The sequence below is a fragment of the Bacillus sp. SM2101 genome (genome assembly GCF_018588585.1).
GTDB lineage: Bacteria > Bacillota > Bacilli > Bacillales > SM2101 > Nanhaiella > Nanhaiella sioensis.
Genome location: NZ_JAEUFG010000004.1, coordinates 53,172 through 71,885 on the forward strand (window position 1 = coordinate 53,172; position 18,714 = coordinate 71,885).

The window sequence follows — 18,714 nt, forward strand, 5'->3', positions numbered from 1 at the left end:
AGAACTCCGCTCAATTAAGAACGGAGCGTTATATTTTACTTAGAATATCAATTTCTCCTTTATCTAGGTTATGCAGTAGGATAAGAGTTATAAGGAACAGTATAAATATACTGGTCCGTATGTTCATTGTACTGAAGTCCATTTTCGTTTAATCCGTAAGAAAATGAATATTTTATCCTATCCCCATCTTTTATAGGTGCATAATAGACCCATGTCCCATCAGGCATTTGCTGCATACGTTCATTTATCACAGTATCATTATTTAACCGATAGCTAATGCTAACTCCAGATAAATCTTTATTATCTTTTGGTGTAAAAACAAATTTTACAGCATCGACATAATAATAACTTACCGCTTTCTGTGACTTTGATACATCAATTGTACTATCTGTATCCGTTTGATGACTTTCATTATAAGTAATATCTAGTTTATTGTCTGAATTCATATAGACAATGGTGTTAATATCTTTGCTCATTCCTTTTTCATAATCTGCTTTTATATCATTTTCAGTACGAGCAATATTTGATATGCTCAGGTTGTTAAACGATCCACTAAAGACATTCGTTTTTCCATCGGTTGACCCTATATACATAACATCGTCAATATAAGATAATGATGATGAAACTGTCTCACCTATTTTTTCGCCATTAACAAAAGCTTTAGTTACATGCTGTCCATCATCATTCATACTATAAGTCATAGCTACAAAAATTTGATGTCCAACTTGTGCAACACCATCGCTAGAGTTGATTCTATCATAAGAATTTCCAACCGCTTCAAAAGAAATCCTACCATTGCTATTAAAAAATATAGTTGTTTTCTTTCCATTATTTTCATTATGAGCCTGGAAAACACGTTCAAAATCTGTTAATTCATAGGGTGTTACCACAGCTTCAATCGTATACTCATTTGGATTAACGAGCACATTTCGAAAATGATCTATCGATTGGGGCGTAAATTTATTATACGGTTCATTAAAAACCATACTTTCCTGAAGTGTGAGAGCAACTTCCTTTATGTCTTTCCATCTAGAGTTGGCAATGTCCATTTGTGGGTTTAATAGAGCCTGATGATTATCAACATCGGTCTTATTTAAGACATTAATTAATTGTTCAAAGCTATAATCAAGAACTACCCATGCATCCCTAATATTTGTAAGTGTCAGGTTATTTGCAACAGTATTTATTTTGTCGATCAGAGATTGTATTTTATTTTGAAAGTTACTTAATGTGTTAATTTCATCATTTAATTTGTCAATATCATTTTGATCACTTATTTTGTCCTTCTGTAATTGAGTATTATCATATTTTTGTACATATGTTACGGTACACCCGTAATAGTTACAAGTTGTAACAGGTGTTTTCTCTTTCATTTTCTTATTTAGATCATCTATTTCATTCTGAAGTGCTTTAATCTCATTTTGATCATGAGATATTTGCGAGCCTACCTCATTATAGTCATCTGTAAAGTTAGTAACATCATTCGTTAAATCAGCATCAAAACTATTTAACTTAGGTTGAACTTCATCAATTGTTGCTAGTTTCTCAGCAACTTTACCTTTCATTTCCGTTAGTAATGATATTAACTGATTACTAGCATCAGCATTATCATTCAGTTCACTAATAAGCTCCTTAACTTGTGTATAAGCTTGCTCAAAATCGTTGCTATAATCGACCACATCACTAACAACCTTATACATTTGATTATTTATATCGTATAACCATGTATCAGCATGCTCTTTAGAGGCTAGTTGATGGTCTGCAAAACTAGCACTTGAACCTAGTTCATCTTCAATCGTTTTTTCTTTAATTGCTAGTGCATATTCTTCTACCTGTTGAATCATATGAGACAAATTATTAACATTATCTTGTATTTGTACAGGGTCTATAGATATATCATTTTCAGCATTTGTTACTACAGTAGTATCACTCTCAGCAGCATATGAATGATTTGTTATCACTGTATTAAAAAGAACTAATGTAACTAACAATAATGGAAAAAACTTTCTCCCCAACAACCTCACCCCTTCGTAAAAATGGACTCTTTCAAATCAACGTATTAATAAATTTTAGCTAGACTCCATACACTAAAAGAAACAAGGATAATAGTAATTAATAATTGAAGGAATATAATAGGAAACTTCTTTGTAAAATTCCGGCTCGTATCCTTAACTAAATAAATCAAAATTAATACATAAATGAAAGCCAATAATAAACCAAGTACACCTACAATTTCATTCATTCGGACAAAAGATATGGAGATCACCCATGCGATAAGTAACCCGTACTTCAGAGACACTAACATGCTGTAATACCGATTATTTTCCATATACCTTATCTCCTTTTCACTATTTAAACTGGGCTTATCCATGCAATGAATAATTTATAGCTGCCCCTTACTTTCAATTAAAGTTGTATACGGGGCAGCTCATATTGTTAATTTGTAATTGTTATTGTTGCTACATCTGAATAAACTGTGCCATCAAATGCCCTAACTGTATAAGTGTGTTCACCTGAAGGAGCATTATCTCCTGATAATACAACACTTGTATTAGTTAGTTTACTCTGTTTTACTACGCCATCAAGTGAGACATCATACGTAATATTATCTCCGTTAATTTTTGAAGCAAAAGTCGGCTTGTCCCAATTTAAAGTAACTGAAGAGTTACTACTATTTGCTGTTAAATTTGTTGGTGCATCAAATTGGTAAGCGTCAAGATCAGCAACAGATACAGCTTGGCCAAATGTGTTTAGTAAATTTGTATCTGCATAAACAGCTGCCCATTTACTTTGAGATATCTTAAGCTCTGCTTTAGCTCTTGAGATTTTATCTTCTACATTAGTATCAGCAGTTGTCAGATGATCAAGTAAATAACCTAAGTCATTTTGTAAAGTAACCCACGTATCTTTTACATCATTAAGTGCTACAATCGCCTTGTCTATTTTATCAACCATTAAACTAACTTGTTCTTCGGCAATTTTAAATCCTGCTGATTGTTTTTGTAAATCAGTTAATTCATCCATTGCTGCGATATACTCCCGCTTAACATCATTAATTTTTGATTGATATACACCAACTGATGTACCGACTCCTCCCCCAACTGCTAGTATCCCACCAGCAGCCATACCTCCAATAATCCATGGAGATGTTTCAGGCGCAACAGCTAGCACTACCCCTGCTCCTATCCATAACGCTACTCCAGCTCCAGCAGAAGCGAGAGCAACATCTAATTCTTGTTGTCTAAGTGAATCCATCTGTTTTTCAAAGTTTGCAATATCTTTATTTAATTGATCAATTGCATAACCATCTTCCCCATTTTTCCCTAGCCATGTATCAAGTTGGTCTTTGTCACTTTTTAAATCTGTTGAATCCTTAGTAAGGTCAGTACTAAAGGCTTTCATGTCTTCAATCGTGTTATTTACATTTGTTACGTTGTCATTCGTTTCATCAATCATAGCTTCTATCATTTCTTTTGCACTATCTATATCTGATGAATTTAAATATTCAATCGCATAATCAGAATAGTACTGAAAGTCATCAGCAGAAGACCTTATATCGTTGTTCAGTTTAATCATTTTGGGTTCAAGGTCATCTCTCCAATAAGAGGCATTTTGTTTGGCTGTTGCTTGATGTATATCAATAGGAACTGTTACTAGTTTCCCATCATCGTCATTAAACTGAATCTGTTTAATAGTTCCTTGTGCTAATATTGTGTTTGCATAAATATCAAGTGCAAGTTTATCAGAAATCAACTGTTGTGCCCGATTCTGAAACAAATCAATATTGTCTCCCATCTCAGAATCTTGCAGCTGAGTATCTTCAACTGTAACTACTTCCTCTGCAAATACATTATATGGGATTGAATTCCCTGCAATTGTTAATGCTAGTAAAGATGCCGTAACTACTTTTGTTGTCTTTTTCATTGTAAGCCTCTCCCTTTATTAGTATCATTTTTTTCATACTTTTCGTAAACATTGTTTTGACCTAATTACATCAATTAAGACGTTGCCATAGCTTAAGAAAATCATAGATTTTAGTACAAAAAACAACATGTTATTTAAAAGCGAAGTAATTTACTCTAATTAATTCAGCTTCCAGTAGTAGCATTTTCAACAGAATTTTTTAAATGAAGTTGATTGTTAATATAGCTAGCTTGGGCACCATTGTTTTGCCAACTCTGTTTAGCGTTAAGTAATATATTACGTATTTCTTGAATACTAATATCACCCTGTTCAAATTTATCTTTTAAGTTTTGAATTCCAACATAAGCGGAATCCCATTCCTTATATAGATTTCTAGTTGATTGAATAATACCATCATTAGCATTATAGAAATTACTAAGCTGTAGCTGTATGCCAGCTAAAATTGCAGCTTGACTTTGTATTCCTTTTAACCCTAGGACAATATCATTATATTGTTCGGTCAGTTCTTTTACCTTTTCTTGTTTTTCCTGCAATTCCTTATTTCCATTCACCGCACCATATATGATCGTAAATGTAGCTAAAGCAATTCCTATCGGGGTTGGGGTCAGCTCGAATTCCACAGCCATTTCTAGTAAATAGGTCGTGAGTTCAAGCCCTACAACTCCAGCTTCTATATACTCTCCAGTTAAGATTGTATTTTCATTAGAAATTTCAACTCCTAAGTCCTGAAGCTGTTCAAGAACCAGTTTACTTTTTTCATCTTCTAATTCAATTGTATTCAGTGCTGTGGTAGCTGCATTTTGAAAATTAAAGTGATCTTCCTGCAAATCGTCTTTATACACTTGATATGAATACATCGTATCGTTTGCATCGTCCCGATAGTATTGTATATCTGACTGCAATAAATCTAATAAATCTTTGAAGTCATTACGCGCTTGTTCATCCCCAGCTTCAATGCTATCTAAAGCCTCAATAAGAAGATCATAATAAACAGTGAATTCGTCAGCAAAATCTACAACATCAAGGTCCCTATCAATTAATAATTCATTTAAATTATTCGTATAATCACTAGCATGATCTCTAGCAATTTGTTGATAGGTAGGTAAATCTGGAAGTATGTCTGATTGAATCGTTCCTTGTGTTGATATTGCTGTTTTATATGAATCCATAATCACTTTACTAGCAGCAATTTCGTTTAATACTTTTTGCATATTAACAGGTGCAAGAATGATATCCTCTGCAGTTACATCAGAAACTACGCCTTGATTTGCTTGAGCAAACGCATAATTTGGCAAGATTGTGCTCGTAGCTAAAGTTGCCGCTAATGCTGTAGCAGCTATTGACTTCGTTGATAATCTCAAATTATTTTTCCTCCTATCTTGTAGAATAGATTTGAAATTCATTTAATAGATAACTTGTTTAACACTGTAGATATATGATAAATAATAAAATTGTTGAAAGTTTGATAGGAGTGTGAAGGAAGAAAGAAAGATTATGTGATAATGATGTGATTTTAACATTTACAAAATATGACAATACTAATATTAGCAAAGCAGGAATGCTCATTATGTATTCTAGCTGTCTGAATTTGACGTGAGTCGATTTACTTGAGCAAATAAATTAAATGAGCCCTGCTCATACCAAACAGGGCTTTACGGAGGATATCAATGAATTGTGTCTTATTATTCCGCACATGGTCGCTTATTATACTAGACAATATAGATCATCATTTTATCAACTATACACACCTTTTCAGACAATTAGTCATTACCAGCTTTTATGTTCATATGTTGTTACTAGGAATTTAATATCAAGTCTAATATAATGATTTTAAAAGCTCTGTAGGAGGATCGATATGTCCATTTATAAAGCAGGGAAAAATTTGTATAGATTAACTAAAGTTCTTAGAAGCAGCAAATCAATTAACAAAGGGACAGTTGGAAAAAAAATGATATTTAAATTAGGAAAGAAAGCACTAAGGAAAATGTTGAAATAAAGAATGAACAAAAGCGTTGATACATTTATATCAGCGCCTTTTCTCTCTCAACCTCCTTCACTTTTCCTTTGGCTGTTTTGCATTGATTGTTGCTTTTCCTACTAAGAACTAAATACGTAAAAACCAGCTATTCGTGACACCTTTTCTCATTTAAAATGAGGTCAATTGCCAAAAAAAGATTAATTTCTTTTCTTAAATAGTCTTGATAGCAACAAAGTTTACGAAAAGAGCCTTTTCTTTAAATATCCACCACTTTCTCTTCGATTTGTAGGACACACCATTTCATAACCCTCTCATTAGCTCTTTGATTCTATACTTGGTAACTTCTCCGATCAAATTTAGTTTGAGAATTATAAACTGCCGATTAGGAAGATTTTTTAAAGACTTCTTTTGAAATCTTTGTTAAGTTTTTCACTAAATTAGTACCATCAGGAGTGACTTGATCATATTAGTCATTATGCTACTTAAGAAAAGATATCAGTGTTTATTCCCTTTGAAAAACAACAAGCTTTGCTAAAACAGCATTTTGGTCTTAGCATTTATAAGAATTAGAGAGCTTAAATAAATTTTTTCATTTCATTCAACTTTTCATCCACCTTGATACGTCTATATCGTATAGGGCAAAAAACACCAAAGGAGGGAAGAATGTTATGAACAAGAGAAAAGGAATATCAGAACAACAACTGACGGAATTCATCTTGGAACACAAACAGAAATGCTATAGGTTAGCCTATAGTTATGTAAAAAACTCTGAGGATGCATTAGATATTGTTCACGAATCGATACAGAAAGCCCTAACATCCATTCATACTCTCCAAGATAAAAATTCTTTGAAAAGTTGGTACTATCGTATAGTCGTTAATACCTCTTTGGATTTTATAAGGAAGAAGAAAAAAGTTAGCGTAGTTGATACACATACAATGGAGTTAATAAGTCCAAGCAAATACGACAACTATGAACAGCTTAATTTGGAAATGATCATCGAGTACTTACCGGATAAATATAAAACTATTATCATTCTTAAATATTTTGAAGACTTAACATTAGAACAGGTTGCAAATGTGTTAAATGAGAATGTGAGCACGATCAAATCCCGCTTATACAAGGCTCTACAATTATTACGTATAAAAATTGACGATGATTATTTAGAGGAGGCAAATATAGATGAAAAAACACTTTACCAAAGCACAAGAAGAGTATAATCGCATTCCGGTCCCTAAAGAGTTAGATGACGTCGTTAATAAGGCATTAAAGCAAGGTAGGAAGAAAAAGAAAAAGTGGTATTTCGCTGGATTAGCTGCAGCAACGATACTTTTTGTAACTAGCCTTAATATTAATCCAACAGTTGCTAGTACATTATCAGAAACTCCCATCATTGGTAGTATAGTGAAGGTACTTACTTTTAGAGAGTATGAAGTAACGGATGAAAAATTTAGTGTAGATATTAAAGTACCTGCCGTTCAAGATATGGAAGATTCCTCATTAGAAACAACCTTAAATGAAAAATACCTTGAAGAAAGCCAACAGCTATTTAATGATTTTATGGCAAAAATGGAAGATGAAAAGGATTCTGGAGGGAATTTCGCTCTTTCCAGTGATTATAAAGTTAAGACAGATAATGAACAAATTTTATCTATAGGTAGAATCGTTGTTGATGTCGCAGGATCAGCTCAACAAACAATTCAATATGATACAATTGATAAAGAAAATGAATTACTAATCACCCTCCCTAGCCTGTTTAAAGATGAAAGCTATGTGGACGTGATAAGTGAAAATATTTTAAATCAAATGACAAACTTGATTGAAAACGAAGAACTTACGTTTTGGATTTCACATCCAGATGTCAACATGCAATATTTAAGACAAGATCCGTGGGAAAAAATTCAACCTGACCAACAATTTTATATAAACAACGATGGTAAGTTAGTCATTTCGTTTGATGAATCAGCAGTTGCCCCTGCTTACTATGGAATAGTATGGTTTGAAATCCCAACTGAAGTACTTTCTGATATACTCGTCTCTAATACGTACTTAAAATAGCTATATTAAATTAAATTGCTTGAGGGCTTTGTTAGACTCCATATATAAATGTATATGGAGTCTAATTATTAGTTTTAATATTTCTATACAGTCCTTTTACATCATCCATTTTTGACATATTACAAACTGTCATTTATTATTTCTACATGGATTAATCGATACTTAAGAACAAAGATCACCAAATGACAAACAGCTATCCAGATAGGTACAAAACACGAAAAGGACGACGACTATGGATGCAAAATCACAAAATAATATAGAGCAAATGAGATCATTCAAAAAAGATTTAATTCGCTTTATGATGTCTTACAAGTTTGCTTTAGCTGAAGTGAATACGAAAATTGATATATTAAAACAAGAATTTCAATATATACACGACTATAACCCCATTGAGCATACTAACTCTCGCTTGAAGTCCCCAGAAAGCATATTAAGGAAGATCGATAGAAAAGGTATTGGCCTTTCACTACCTTATATAAGCGAAAACATTAAGGATATTGCAGGAATTCGTATTACTTGTTCTTTTATATCTGATATTTACAAAATAAAAGACATGCTAGAACAACAAAAAGATATAACAGTCATTGAGTGTAAGGATTATATCGAATATCCAAAACCAAATGGCTACCAAAGCCTTCATTTAATTATCCAAATTCCTATCTTCATGTCTGATAGAGAAGATCTAGTTCCTGTAGAAATTCAAATTCGTACGATTGCCATGGATTTCTGGGCAAGTTTAGAGCACAAAATATATTATAAATATAATAAGGAAATTCCAGAAAGAATCAAAAATGAGCTCAAAGAAGCAGCTGATACCGCTGCTAAATTAGATAAGAAAATGGAAGATTTACACAAAGAAATGAATCAAATTAAACAATTATCGCAGCATGAGGATATTCTTGGGGAACAACTGGCAAACAATGACACATTTAAGCTAATACCAGCCATGTTTATGTCGGAATTTAATAAGAACAATAAGAACTAGCTATTTTAAGCCTTCCTTTAAATTAGGAGGAGTATCGTCTCCTCCTAATTTCACCATAAATATAATAGTACGTTAACTTAATTATTGTTCATAAGAGTTGGAGTGTTAAGCTCGAAAATAATCCCCTCTCCAATTAACAATGTCCTTCTTAATTTGTTTCCTTTTCAAATTTTCTTTTACGGCTTTCTCACAAAGTGTAGGAAATTCTTCGTCGCTAGCAAATCGTAACGCAATAATTTGATCGATTGTCAAATTAGAATCTAATAACCTACCTGTTAACACATACGCTCTTAAATTCTCTTCTGTTCGAATGACACGATCTTGTAATTTCAAAATATACTCTCGAACGAGAATAAACGTGATCACTAATCCAACTACCCCTACTAACATTAATGTTGCAGGCCAAACTGACTCACCATCTGATAAAGCAAACACTAAATTTACAATGACTCCAATTAATGCAGCAAGAATAATTGGTAGACCTATAAAATGGTATGGTACATGGTAGCGAGTATGGTTTTTGAAATTCTGTTCTTTCAAATAAAGCGCTCCTTTACTGTTGAAATATTCTATAAATTCAGAATATCACAACGGTGACAATAATGGAACAATTTACTAAACTTATCTTAACTGCTAGATAATAATTTGATACTACCCTTTAAGTAAAAAATCATTACCATCAAGATCTTTAAACTGAACAAATGTCCCCCATTCCATTTTTTTCGGTTCATCTAAAAACTCTACGCCATTTGTTTTTAACATTTCGTATGTAGCTTGTACATTGTCACACTCAAACACAATGGATGCCTGCTTCTCATTCCAATCTTTCATCATGACCTTCGGATATATTACTAAATGAGATTGCGCACCTTTTGGAGCTACTTCTAGCCAATTAGCATTTGGTCCCATTGGGAATTCTGCCACTACTTCAAATCCTACTTGTTCTGTCCAAAAGTGTTTTGCTTTTTGCTGATCATCTACATACACTGCAACTGTTGCAATCTTATTAATCATTGATTCTAACCTCCATTCTTCTTACCTACCACCATTGTAACTTATATGATCAAGATGACAACGGTTTTAATTTGCTTCTCTTCGTAAGCTTTGCTATTATCTATGGCTATAAGTAAAGTTTTATCGGCGTACTTTTGTAATACCACGAATGCTAGATGCTTACATATTTTATTTCTTAGACCCCAAAAACCTACTTATGCAAAAAAAGTGGGAATCTCATCATTGAGAGTTCACCACTTTGCGTGAATCCTATTCGTTTAAACCTCTTCTAACTCAGCAATCGGTACAGACCGTTTTTCATGATGATTACCTCTCATATGGACTGTAGCAACATTCCCTTGCTCATCACAACTATCAATCCAAACAGACACGCCGTTATAATGAACAGTTATATCATTTGGTGATGAAATGATTTGTTTCGCTCGTTTTATATCCATTACTATGCCTCCATCTTTTTAAAAGACTTATTTTCGTAGAAATTAACGCGTTACAACTAGAAATCATGTCATCTAATTAATATTAAAGTAAAACCATTTCTAGCTGTTTTACTGTCGTAAAAATAATTACAACGATTACGAAAAGAGTCTTTTGTAATTTTTACTCCACCAATATCATTACAAAAAAAAGAAAAATTTATGCAAAATTGTCCAAATATCGAACACACTATTAGCATACATATTATTTTTCTAGACTAAATTTGAAAGGGCGAACAGCAATGAAAATGACAAATGATGAGAAACAAGTGCTAAGCGATACGATTGATCGCTTAAATGAAGGGCTTGATTCAATCATTGCTCTATATAACGAATCAGAGACAGACAAGCCAATTCTTGACTTTGAGGATGATGTGATTACCGCTATTGAACAAGCAAAGGAAAAGTATGGAGACCAAAATATAAATGATCATCTTAATAATATTATGAGAGAAATTCTCTCCATGATGACGTGACTCAGCTTCTGAATGAAATACTTATAGGCTTCAAAAAATTGAGAGGTGTACTTTTAGATTGGAGGTTAGGCCGTGAAAGTTGGTGGGCTATTAGCATCGTACTTACGTTGGCATGTTGTTTATAGGATACTATCCATTATTATTATAATGATTATCCTATTCGGTACAATTATTCATTTACTTGAACCAAACCAATTTCCTACAATATTTGATGGAATTTGGTGGGCAATCATCACTACTTCAACTGTTGGTTACGGTGACTTCGTTCCAGCTTCTACGATTGGAAGGCTGGTCGCTATTATTCTCATCTTAGCTGGGACAGGCTTTGTTACAACATATTTTGTTACTCTTGCGGCTACAGCAGTTGCTAAGGAGAACGAATTTATGGAGGGAAAAATCTCGTTTAAAGGAGAACATCAAATTATTATTATAGGCTGGAATGGTCGTGCGTACGAAACGATCACTCACCTTTCAAAACTTAAGCCAGCGATTGAAATTATCTTAATAGACGAGTCATTAGAGCACAATCCATTACCAAACAAAAATGTTCATTTTATAAAAGGAAACCCTTCACAGGATGATACTCTAAAAAAAGCAAATGTTAATTCAGCAATTATGGCGTTAATTACTGCTGATCAAAGCAAGGATGAATTAACTGCAGATATGAATTCTATCCTAACACTTTTAGCAATCAAGGGGTTGAATTGTAACATATATAGTATTGTTGAAATCTTAACATCACATCACGTGAACAACGCTGAACGTGCAGGTGCAGATGAGATAGTCGAAACGACCAAGTTATCAAGTTATGTAATGGTTAATAGTCTACTATCACATGGTATGGCCCACACATTACTCAAAATGCTCGATCATTTAAAAGGCAGTAAAATCATGTACATACAAACGACAACAGACCTAATTAATCAAACATTCCGTGATGTTAGCCACAGTTTACTTTGCAAACGTATTTTATTAATAGGAGTCAAAAGAGGAGATGAATCTTATGTCAATCCCTCTCACTCTTTTCTAATTAAGGCACAAGACGAACTGTTAGTCATAATGGATTAGTGAAGTAACCTCTCTTCTAAATCTTTAATGAGGGACTTCCCCATATCTACATATTTCGTTGGGACAGTTGCATCAGGATCTTCTGGCTCTGAAAACTGATTAAATGAAGCATTCACATTTCCAACATGTACGTTATCATCTAAACCAACTTGGTATTTATGTGTCAATAAGAATGGGGTACCAAGTTCAACGGTTGCTCCTTCTGAATCTAATTGACCATCGACAGCTTCAAAAGGAATACGAAGAAAATGATAGCCGACCTCGTTGGCAATTTTATAATCAAATGAGCCATGATCATAATCCCAATTTCCACCAATAACATAACCTAAAGGTTTTAGCTCTTGTTCCAACTTAAATAATTTAAAAGTTGTACCCGTTATCTTTGATGATAATTCAATCATTTTGTAACACGTCCTTTAGCTTTTGCTGTTTTCTATTAGCTTGTTGCTTTTTATGACTAGATGACAACCCCCATAGCTGTTATCACGTTCGTTGTCACTATCCTTACTTAGAAAAACTTATCATAGCTTGTTTAAAATGATGTAACTGAATTAAATAATATGTTGCTGTAATTGCAATAGCAATAAAGTTCACGAATTGGTGCCTTAGTAATAATAGCAACAACATTGTCAAAAAGAGCCTTACTCTTGTATTAGGTTAACCATCTATATATCATTCATCCATATGTATAATTGAACAAAAATAAAAAAGCTTGAGGAAAATCCCCTCAAGCTTCATTCATAATTATTACATTAATTCATTAGTCATTAAGTCGCTTTTCTAGCTCAGCCTTCTTCTCTTCGAAACCAGGCTTCCCTAATAGTGCAAACATGTTTACTTTGTAAGCTTCAACACCTGGTTGATCAAATGGATTTACACCTAATAAATATCCACTCATGGCGCAAGCTTTTTCAAAGAAGTATACTAAATAACCGAATGAATACTCATTAAGCTCTGGAATTGAAACAGTTAAATTTGGTACTCCCCCATCTGTGTGAGCAAGCATGGTACCTTCAAATGCCTTTTTATTAACGAAATCGACTGTTTTACCAGCAAGGTAGTTTAAGCCATCTAAATCACTACTTGCCTCTTCAATCGTTAATTCATGACGAGGTTTCTCCACATGAAGAATCGTTTCAAATAAATCACGACGACCTTCTTGGACATATTGTCCTAATGAATGTAAATCAGTAGAGAAGTTTGCTGATGAAGGGAAAATACCTTTTTGATCCTTCCCTTCACTTTCACCAAACAACTGCTTCCACCATTCAGCAAAGTATTGAAGCGATGGTTCATAATTTATTAACATTTCTATCGTTTTACCTTTATTGTAAAGTACATTCCGAACAACTGCATATTGATAAGCACCGTTTTCTTCTAACTCTGAGTTAGAAAATTCGTTGCTAGCATCTTGAGCTCCTCGCATCATTTCTTCAATATTAGCACCACTAACTGCGATTGGTAATAATCCAACAGCAGTGAGTACTGAATAGCGCCCACCTACATCATCAGGAATGATAAATGATTCATATCCTTCTTCAGTAGCCAGAGTTTTCAATGCACCTTTAGCTTGATCGGTGGTAGCATAAATTCTTTTTCTTGCCTCGTCAATTCCATATTTTTCTTCAAGCATTTTTCGGAAAATACGGAAAGCAATAGCTGGCTCAGTTGTCGTACCAGATTTTGAAATGACATTAATAGAGAAATCTTTGCCCTCTAATACGTCCATCACATCTTTCATATACGACGAGCTAATATTATTACCTACAAAAATAATTTGTGGTGTAGTTCTTTGCTCTTTTGATAGCGATGAATAGAACGAATGATTTAACATATCAATGGCAGCTCGTGCACCTAAATATGATCCACCAATTCCGATGACTAACAATATTTCAGAATCACCTTTAATTTTTTCTGCGCTTTTTTGAATGCGTGAGAATTCCTCTTTATTATAATCTGTAGGTAAATCAACCCACCCTAAAAAATCATTTCCTGCACCAGTTTTTTCATGCAAAGAATGATGAGCTACTTTTACCGCATCACGTAAATATGTAATTTCATGTTCTGAAAAAAACGATAATGCTTTTGAATAATCAAACTTAATATATGACATCTTGTTAACCTCCAAACTGAATAATAAATCTTTATAAATACCACTTTAGCGAAAGGCTGTGAGTAAATCAAGAACACCACCCTTATGTAAGCGTCTCCAAAATAAAATATTTTATGACAATATAGAAAAGTGGAGCCGACTGTTTAACCTCGACAAGCGTTGGAACATTTTCAACTGAAGACGCTTTTTGTCTTCTGATGAAAATGTGAAACGTCTCGAGAGGTTAGGAGGCGGAGCTAGACAATATAGAAAAGCGGAAGGTGCCTGTTTATCGGTGACAAGCATAAGACGATTCGGCTAGAAGGTTTGGACTTTACCTTGACGTATTGGCTTATGACCTCGAGCCGATGGTACCTGAAGCTGGAGAAAAAGAAAAGCGAAAGTGCCTTGTTTATCCCCGACAAGCGCTGGAAGCATTTCACTTGAAGTCGCTTTTTGACTTCATGAGAAATGGTGAAGCGACTCGAGGGGATAGGCACTGTAGCTAGACAACTAGAAAAGCGAAAGTGCCTTGTTTATCCCCGACAAGCACTGGAGCCTTTTCACTTGAAGGCGCTTTTTGCCTTCGGGTGAAATGGTGAAGCGACTCGAGGGGATAGGAGCTGAAGCTGGATAACTAGAAAAGCCGAGCCGACTGTTCAACCTCGACAGCGTTAGAACATTTTCAACTGAAGACGCTTTTGGTCTTCGGGTGAAATGGTGAAGCGACTCGAGGGGATAGGAGCTGAAGCTGGATAACTAGAAAAGCCGAGCCGACTGTTCAACCTCGACAGCGTTAGAACATTTTCAACTGAAGACGCTTTTGGTCTTCTGGTGAAAGGACGAAGGTGCTGAAGCTAGATAAACGCAAATAATATGTTAATCACTCGTTTTGTTATAAGGGATTAAGTGCGTTAACTTTACAAATAGTAAGCGAAGGCACCTCATTCTCCTTATATTAAGCTAAATGAGTTTGTCTAAAATTAGTAAAACCCTTTCACCATCTATTCTTCTAATTGCTTCTCTTTTTTATTAAAACGGCTCATAATTATAAAAATCAGCCAACATATGATTACGATAATACCCGATAACATTCCTGTACCTAATATCACCCATCCACCAACTATTGTTAGAAAGAATAAATGAATTGCAAGTACAATATTTGCAATAATTAGAGGGTAGGTTAATCTTCTTCTCGTTTCAATATTATCCGCAATGAAATACAAACCAAGAACAAAAAGAATAATTGGCAGTGCATAAATGACAAACTCCATATTTTTTCCTCCTAACACTAATGAGTATTTGTTAAAAAATTTACAGCTATTTTTATAACAGTAAACTGAGCTCTTACGATAGTTATTGTTTAAAGAAGAAAAGGTTTCAAATGCTCTAGTTGTATACATGTTTATGTCTTTTCCAACATTTAATGAGAGGAAAGCTCATTATAATACTCTCACCAATATTACAATTACTTCATCAAATAATACTAGATAAAAAAGCTCAAATTCACATAGATGCATAAGGATCGTACAAAAGTAACGACTTTTTTTGAAACTTGTTTTTTACCTATCTTTTAGTAACTGATATTTATAATATGATTGCTATAATCTCTAGAGAAGAAAAGATGCCACGAACGTTAGCAACATACGTGGGCTAATATCTAAGACGAATAGCAATAATTAATGCGAATACAACCAATAGTAAAAGACCAATTACAATCGTAATTGGTCTATACTTATTTATGCTACTCATTATTTTTAGCTAACTATTTTATAGTGACATTTTTAAAATGGTTAGTACATTCTCTTTGTTTAGCTTTTTAAAATTACCAAAATCACCATAAACAACAGTTTTTTCAGCCATTACTTCAAGGTTCGAATCATCAATGTCATAATCCGCAAGTCGTGAAGGTGCGCCAATACTTGACCAGAATGCACTAAGTTTATCAATGCCTTCCAATGCGATTTCACGATCACTCTTACCTTCTGGATTTACTTCAAATACTCTTATCGCTAATTGTTTAAATCTACCTACATTTTCATCAAGGACATGTCTCATCCAGTTTGGAAATAAAATCGCTAAACCGCCTGCATGTGGAATATCGTATACAGCTGATACAGCGTGCTCAATATTATGAGTTGCCCAATCTCCACGATAACCCATGCTTAACATACCATTTAAGGCAATCGTACCATTGTATAATATCGTTTCTCTATGCTCGTAGCTCTCTAAGTCTTCAAGCAGTTTCGGAGCTGTATCGATGACAGTTTTTAGTACTGCTTCACACATTTGATCTTGCAAAGGTGTATTTGAAACGTTATGAAAATATTGCTCAAATACATGACTCATCATATCAACCATACCATAAATTGTTTGATCTCTAGGTACTGAAAATGTATTGGTCGGATCAAGAATGGAGAATTTAGGGAATACTAAAGGACTTCCCCAGCCATATTTTTCTTGAGTTTCCCAATTTGTTATTACAGAACCTGCGTTCATTTCTGACCCAGTTGCAGCAAGTGTTAACACAGTTCCTAATGGTAATGCAGCTTCAGGAACTGCTTTTCTACTCATAAAATCCCATACATCTCCATCATATTTCGCACCAGCAGCAATAGCCTTTGAACAATCAATTACACTGCCGCCACCTACAGCTAATATAAATTCAATACCTTCATTCTTACAAATCTCCACACCTTTTCTTACTGTTGATAAACGTGGATTCGGTTCAACTCCTGCTAATTCAACAAACTCAGCATCAATTTCCGAGAAAATTGCTGTAACTTTTTCATAAATACCGTTGCGCTTAATACTTCCCCCACCATAAACGAGCAGTACTTTTTTTCCATATTGAGGTATTTCTGTTTTCAATTGTTCTAATTGATCTTTACCAAAAATTAGTTTTGTTGGATTAAAAAACGTGAAATTATTCATAACATCCTTCCTTTCACTAACATTATGATTTAAGGAATACAAAATCGCAAGCTCCCTGCTCAGTCCAAGACAAGACTAATCGCCCGAGCATTTCCAGAAATAAAGTGAAAGGTTTTCACTCTAAAATAAGCTTGTCACCTTCTGATATGTGAATTGACCCCTACAGTTATACTTATCTTTTTATAAAGCTCTATTCATAAACTTTGCTGCTATTGTTATTAGTTAAGGCTCTTTTCGTATATTTTGTTGCTTATATTATTAATTTAGGACAATAAAATAAGATATTCGGTATCATCGTATAAATTAGAAAAGAAAAGATGCCACGAACTAGCATGAAATACGTGTTTATATTCTATGTACGAAAAACAACTATTGGTTTGAAAACGAAGTTGAAAAAGGCTCTTTTCGTTTACTTGTTGCTTATATGATTAATTTAGGACAATAAAATATGGGTATCATCGTATAAATTAGAAAAGAAAAGATGCCACGAACTAGCTTGAAATACGTGTTTAATTTCTATGTACGAAAAGCAACTATTAGTTGAGAACGAAGTTGAAAAAGGCTCTTTTCGTATATTTTGTTGCTTGTATTATTAAATTAGAACAACAAAATAAAACATAAGATGGCATCGTATAGAGAAAAATAAAAGATGCCAACGACACCTGTATATCCAATACAAGTGCAAACAGTCAAATAAAAAAATTAAAGATCATGAATATTTTTCCTTATATATGCCAAAATATATATTAATTAAGATAAAAAGGAGGCAACATATTATGGGTACTATGCAACGAATCGCACTTGTTTTTACTATTATTGGGGCTATAAATTGGGGGCTAATTGGATTTTTTCAATTCGACTTAGTTGGAGCAATCTTTAATGGACAAGGTTCCGCTCTTTCAAGAATTATTTTTGGTATCGTTGGAATTGCAGGCCTCATTAATTTAGGGATATTATTCAAGCCTACTGAGGAATTTGGAACAAGTACCGAGCCTAGAACGACTAGATGATATCACTTATTTCATGAAACTTATGTTAAATCAAAAAATCGCCTTAAAAGGTAGGCGATTTTTTGATTTGAACTGAGCTGTTTTTATGACTAAAGATCCCCACATTAATAACGAGGGGATCTTTCATCGAATGGATAGAGCTCCCACAAGATTCACTGATGCTCAAGTTTACTTATGTGGGGTTTATTTTTTTATTAAATCTTCTCGCTTAGACTGTTCAATCCATTCTTCAAGTTTCTCTTTTAAAGTATTAAAGCCTTGTTGTTCATCCATTTCCGTTACTGGCATTTGTATTTGACGTTTTTTAGGTTTTTTAGGTTTTTCAGTTTCAGCAGGTGCCTCTTGCGTCGCACGGATAGATAACCCTATTTTACCTGCTCCCTCATCAATGGATAGAACTTTAACATTAACTTCGTCTCCAACCTTCACATGGTCATTAATATCTTTGACATATCCGTGAGTAATTTCAGAGATATGAACTAACCCTTGTGTATTTTCATCTAAGGCAACAAACGCTCCATAAGGTTGAACACCTGTAACTTTACCTACAACAACACTTCCAATTGCAAATTTTTCAGACATGAAAACACTCCTAAACCGATATTCTTATTTCGTTTATACGCAATTAAACATTATATCATAAACAATAAGTTACCTCAAAGCAAATTTTCTATCTATTTTTTTATAATTTGCAAATTGGAC

The 18,714-nt window shown here is 33.8% G+C and carries 19 protein-coding genes; 7 read left to right on the forward strand and 12 right to left on the reverse strand.

What is annotated here, in order from left to right; all coding sequences use genetic code 11:
- Positions 1-68: 68 nt before the first annotated feature.
- The 4 genes from JM172_RS05000 to JM172_RS05015 all read right to left on the reverse strand — a co-directional run bounded on the left by JM172_RS05000 (position 69) and on the right by JM172_RS05015 (position 5,285).
- On the reverse strand, positions 69-2,015 hold the full coding sequence (locus JM172_RS05000; protein ID WP_214480999.1) for an HBL/NHE enterotoxin family protein: 1,947 nt from the start codon (positions 2,013-2,015) through the stop codon (positions 69-71).
- 44 nt (positions 2,016-2,059) lie between these two features.
- Positions 2,060-2,329: a hypothetical protein gene (locus tag JM172_RS05005; protein WP_214481000.1), complete on the reverse strand. Its 270-nt coding sequence runs from the start codon at positions 2,327-2,329 to the stop codon at positions 2,060-2,062.
- A 107-nt stretch (positions 2,330-2,436) separates the two neighbouring features.
- Positions 2,437-3,924, reverse strand: a complete 1,488-nt coding sequence (locus JM172_RS05010) for an HBL/NHE enterotoxin family protein (RefSeq protein ID WP_214481001.1) — start codon at positions 3,922-3,924, stop codon at positions 2,437-2,439.
- A 164-nt stretch (positions 3,925-4,088) separates the two neighbouring features.
- Positions 4,089-5,285, reverse strand: a complete 1,197-nt coding sequence (locus JM172_RS05015) for an HBL/NHE enterotoxin family protein (RefSeq protein ID WP_214481002.1) — start codon at positions 5,283-5,285, stop codon at positions 4,089-4,091.
- Between the two features lie 494 nt (positions 5,286-5,779).
- Between JM172_RS05015 and JM172_RS05020 the strand changes: the two genes are divergently transcribed.
- From JM172_RS05020 to JM172_RS05035, 4 genes are all read left to right on the forward strand, one after another.
- Positions 5,780-5,920, forward strand: a complete 141-nt coding sequence (locus JM172_RS05020) for a hypothetical protein (RefSeq protein WP_214481003.1) — start codon at positions 5,780-5,782, stop codon at positions 5,918-5,920.
- Between the two features lie 650 nt (positions 5,921-6,570).
- Positions 6,571-7,122 (forward strand): RNA polymerase sigma factor SigV, encoded by a 552-nt coding sequence (locus JM172_RS05025; RefSeq protein ID WP_214481004.1) that lies wholly within the window; start codon positions 6,571-6,573, stop codon positions 7,120-7,122.
- The gene (gene rsiV, locus JM172_RS05030; RefSeq protein ID WP_214481005.1) at positions 7,085-7,960 is read left to right on the forward strand and encodes an anti-sigma-V factor RsiV; all 876 of its coding nucleotides are present in this window, start codon (positions 7,085-7,087) and stop codon (positions 7,958-7,960) included. Before JM172_RS05025 ends, rsiV begins: the two co-directional genes overlap by 38 nt.
- A 232-nt stretch (positions 7,961-8,192) precedes the next feature.
- On the forward strand, positions 8,193-8,945 hold the full coding sequence (locus tag JM172_RS05035; RefSeq protein WP_214481006.1) for a GTP pyrophosphokinase: 753 nt from the start codon (positions 8,193-8,195) through the stop codon (positions 8,943-8,945).
- A gap of 105 nt (positions 8,946-9,050) precedes the next feature.
- Here JM172_RS05035 and JM172_RS05040 read toward each other — a convergent pair whose 3' ends face one another.
- From JM172_RS05040 to JM172_RS05050, 3 genes are all read right to left on the reverse strand, one after another.
- Entirely contained in the window at positions 9,051-9,485 is a 435-nt protein-coding gene (locus tag JM172_RS05040) for a DUF6526 family protein (RefSeq protein ID WP_214481007.1), read from the reverse strand.
- Positions 9,486-9,596: 111 nt separating this feature from the next.
- The gene (locus tag JM172_RS05045) at positions 9,597-9,959 is read right to left on the reverse strand and encodes a VOC family protein (protein WP_214481008.1); all 363 of its coding nucleotides are present in this window, start codon (positions 9,957-9,959) and stop codon (positions 9,597-9,599) included.
- 257 nt (positions 9,960-10,216) lie between these two features.
- Positions 10,217-10,396 carry an H-type small acid-soluble spore protein gene (locus tag JM172_RS05050; RefSeq protein WP_214481009.1) on the reverse strand — a complete coding sequence of 60 codons (180 nt, stop codon included), beginning with the start codon at positions 10,394-10,396 and terminating at the stop codon, positions 10,217-10,219.
- Between the two features lie 278 nt (positions 10,397-10,674).
- Here JM172_RS05050 and JM172_RS05055 point away from each other — a divergent pair, with 278 nt between their 5' ends.
- Both JM172_RS05055 and JM172_RS05060 read left to right on the forward strand, forming a co-directional pair.
- Positions 10,675-10,908 carry a hypothetical protein gene (locus JM172_RS05055; RefSeq protein ID WP_214481010.1) on the forward strand — a complete coding sequence of 78 codons (234 nt, stop codon included), beginning with the start codon at positions 10,675-10,677 and terminating at the stop codon, positions 10,906-10,908.
- Between the two features lie 72 nt (positions 10,909-10,980).
- Complete coding sequence (locus JM172_RS05060) at positions 10,981-11,976, forward strand: potassium channel family protein (protein WP_320257858.1); 996 nt, start codon at positions 10,981-10,983, stop codon at positions 11,974-11,976.
- Here the strand turns inward: JM172_RS05060 and JM172_RS05065 are convergent.
- From JM172_RS05065 to JM172_RS05080, 4 genes are all read right to left on the reverse strand, one after another.
- On the reverse strand, positions 11,973-12,377 hold the full coding sequence (locus JM172_RS05065) for a YugN-like family protein (RefSeq protein WP_214481011.1): 405 nt from the start codon (positions 12,375-12,377) through the stop codon (positions 11,973-11,975). The genes JM172_RS05060 and JM172_RS05065 overlap by 4 nt on opposite strands.
- Before the next feature lie 359 nt (positions 12,378-12,736).
- Entirely contained in the window at positions 12,737-14,089 is a 1,353-nt protein-coding gene (locus JM172_RS05070) for a glucose-6-phosphate isomerase (protein ID WP_214481012.1), read from the reverse strand.
- A gap of 983 nt (positions 14,090-15,072) precedes the next feature.
- The gene (locus JM172_RS05075) at positions 15,073-15,342 is read right to left on the reverse strand and encodes a hypothetical protein (RefSeq protein ID WP_214481013.1); all 270 of its coding nucleotides are present in this window, start codon (positions 15,340-15,342) and stop codon (positions 15,073-15,075) included.
- A 496-nt stretch (positions 15,343-15,838) separates the two neighbouring features.
- Positions 15,839-17,002, reverse strand: coding sequence for an iron-containing alcohol dehydrogenase (locus tag JM172_RS05080; protein ID WP_214481014.1), 1,164 nt, complete (start codon positions 17,000-17,002; stop codon positions 15,839-15,841).
- Positions 17,003-17,778: 776 nt separating this feature from the next.
- Between JM172_RS05080 and JM172_RS05085 the strand changes: the two genes are divergently transcribed.
- Positions 17,779-18,012, forward strand: a complete 234-nt coding sequence (locus JM172_RS05085; protein ID WP_214481015.1) for a DUF378 domain-containing protein — start codon at positions 17,779-17,781, stop codon at positions 18,010-18,012.
- A gap of 183 nt (positions 18,013-18,195) precedes the next feature.
- Here the strand turns inward: JM172_RS05085 and yugI are convergent, their stop codons facing one another.
- The gene (gene yugI / locus JM172_RS05090; protein ID WP_214481016.1) at positions 18,196-18,594 is read right to left on the reverse strand and encodes a S1 domain-containing post-transcriptional regulator GSP13; all 399 of its coding nucleotides are present in this window, start codon (positions 18,592-18,594) and stop codon (positions 18,196-18,198) included.
- Positions 18,595-18,714: the final 120 nt, after the last annotated feature.

Coding starts and splice junctions, on each gene's coding strand:
- rsiV (WP_214481005.1), top strand. CDS start 7,085: ATGAAAAAACACTTTACCAAAGCACAAGAAGAGTATAATCGCATTCCG.
- JM172_RS05005 (WP_214481000.1), bottom strand. CDS start 2,329: ATGGAAAATAATCGGTATTACAGCATGTTAGTGTCTCTGAAGTACGGG.
- JM172_RS05035 (WP_214481006.1), top strand. CDS start 8,193: ATGGATGCAAAATCACAAAATAATATAGAGCAAATGAGATCATTCAAA.
- JM172_RS05055 (WP_214481010.1), top strand. CDS start 10,675: ATGAAAATGACAAATGATGAGAAACAAGTGCTAAGCGATACGATTGAT.
- JM172_RS05070 (WP_214481012.1), bottom strand. CDS start 14,089: ATGTCATATATTAAGTTTGATTATTCAAAAGCATTATCGTTTTTTTCA.
- JM172_RS05025 (WP_214481004.1), top strand. CDS start 6,571: ATGAACAAGAGAAAAGGAATATCAGAACAACAACTGACGGAATTCATC.
- JM172_RS05080 (WP_214481014.1), bottom strand. CDS start 17,002: ATGAATAATTTCACGTTTTTTAATCCAACAAAACTAATTTTTGGTAAA.
- JM172_RS05075 (WP_214481013.1), bottom strand. CDS start 15,342: ATGGAGTTTGTCATTTATGCACTGCCAATTATTCTTTTTGTTCTTGGT.
- yugI (WP_214481016.1), bottom strand. CDS start 18,594: ATGTCTGAAAAATTTGCAATTGGAAGTGTTGTTGTAGGTAAAGTTACA.
- JM172_RS05020 (WP_214481003.1), top strand. CDS start 5,780: ATGTCCATTTATAAAGCAGGGAAAAATTTGTATAGATTAACTAAAGTT.
- JM172_RS05010 (WP_214481001.1), bottom strand. CDS start 3,924: ATGAAAAAGACAACAAAAGTAGTTACGGCATCTTTACTAGCATTAACA.
- JM172_RS05045 (WP_214481008.1), bottom strand. CDS start 9,959: ATGATTAATAAGATTGCAACAGTTGCAGTGTATGTAGATGATCAGCAA.
- JM172_RS05050 (WP_214481009.1), bottom strand. CDS start 10,396: ATGGATATAAAACGAGCGAAACAAATCATTTCATCACCAAATGATATA.
- JM172_RS05085 (WP_214481015.1), top strand. CDS start 17,779: ATGGGTACTATGCAACGAATCGCACTTGTTTTTACTATTATTGGGGCT.
- JM172_RS05065 (WP_214481011.1), bottom strand. CDS start 12,377: ATGATTGAATTATCATCAAAGATAACGGGTACAACTTTTAAATTATTT.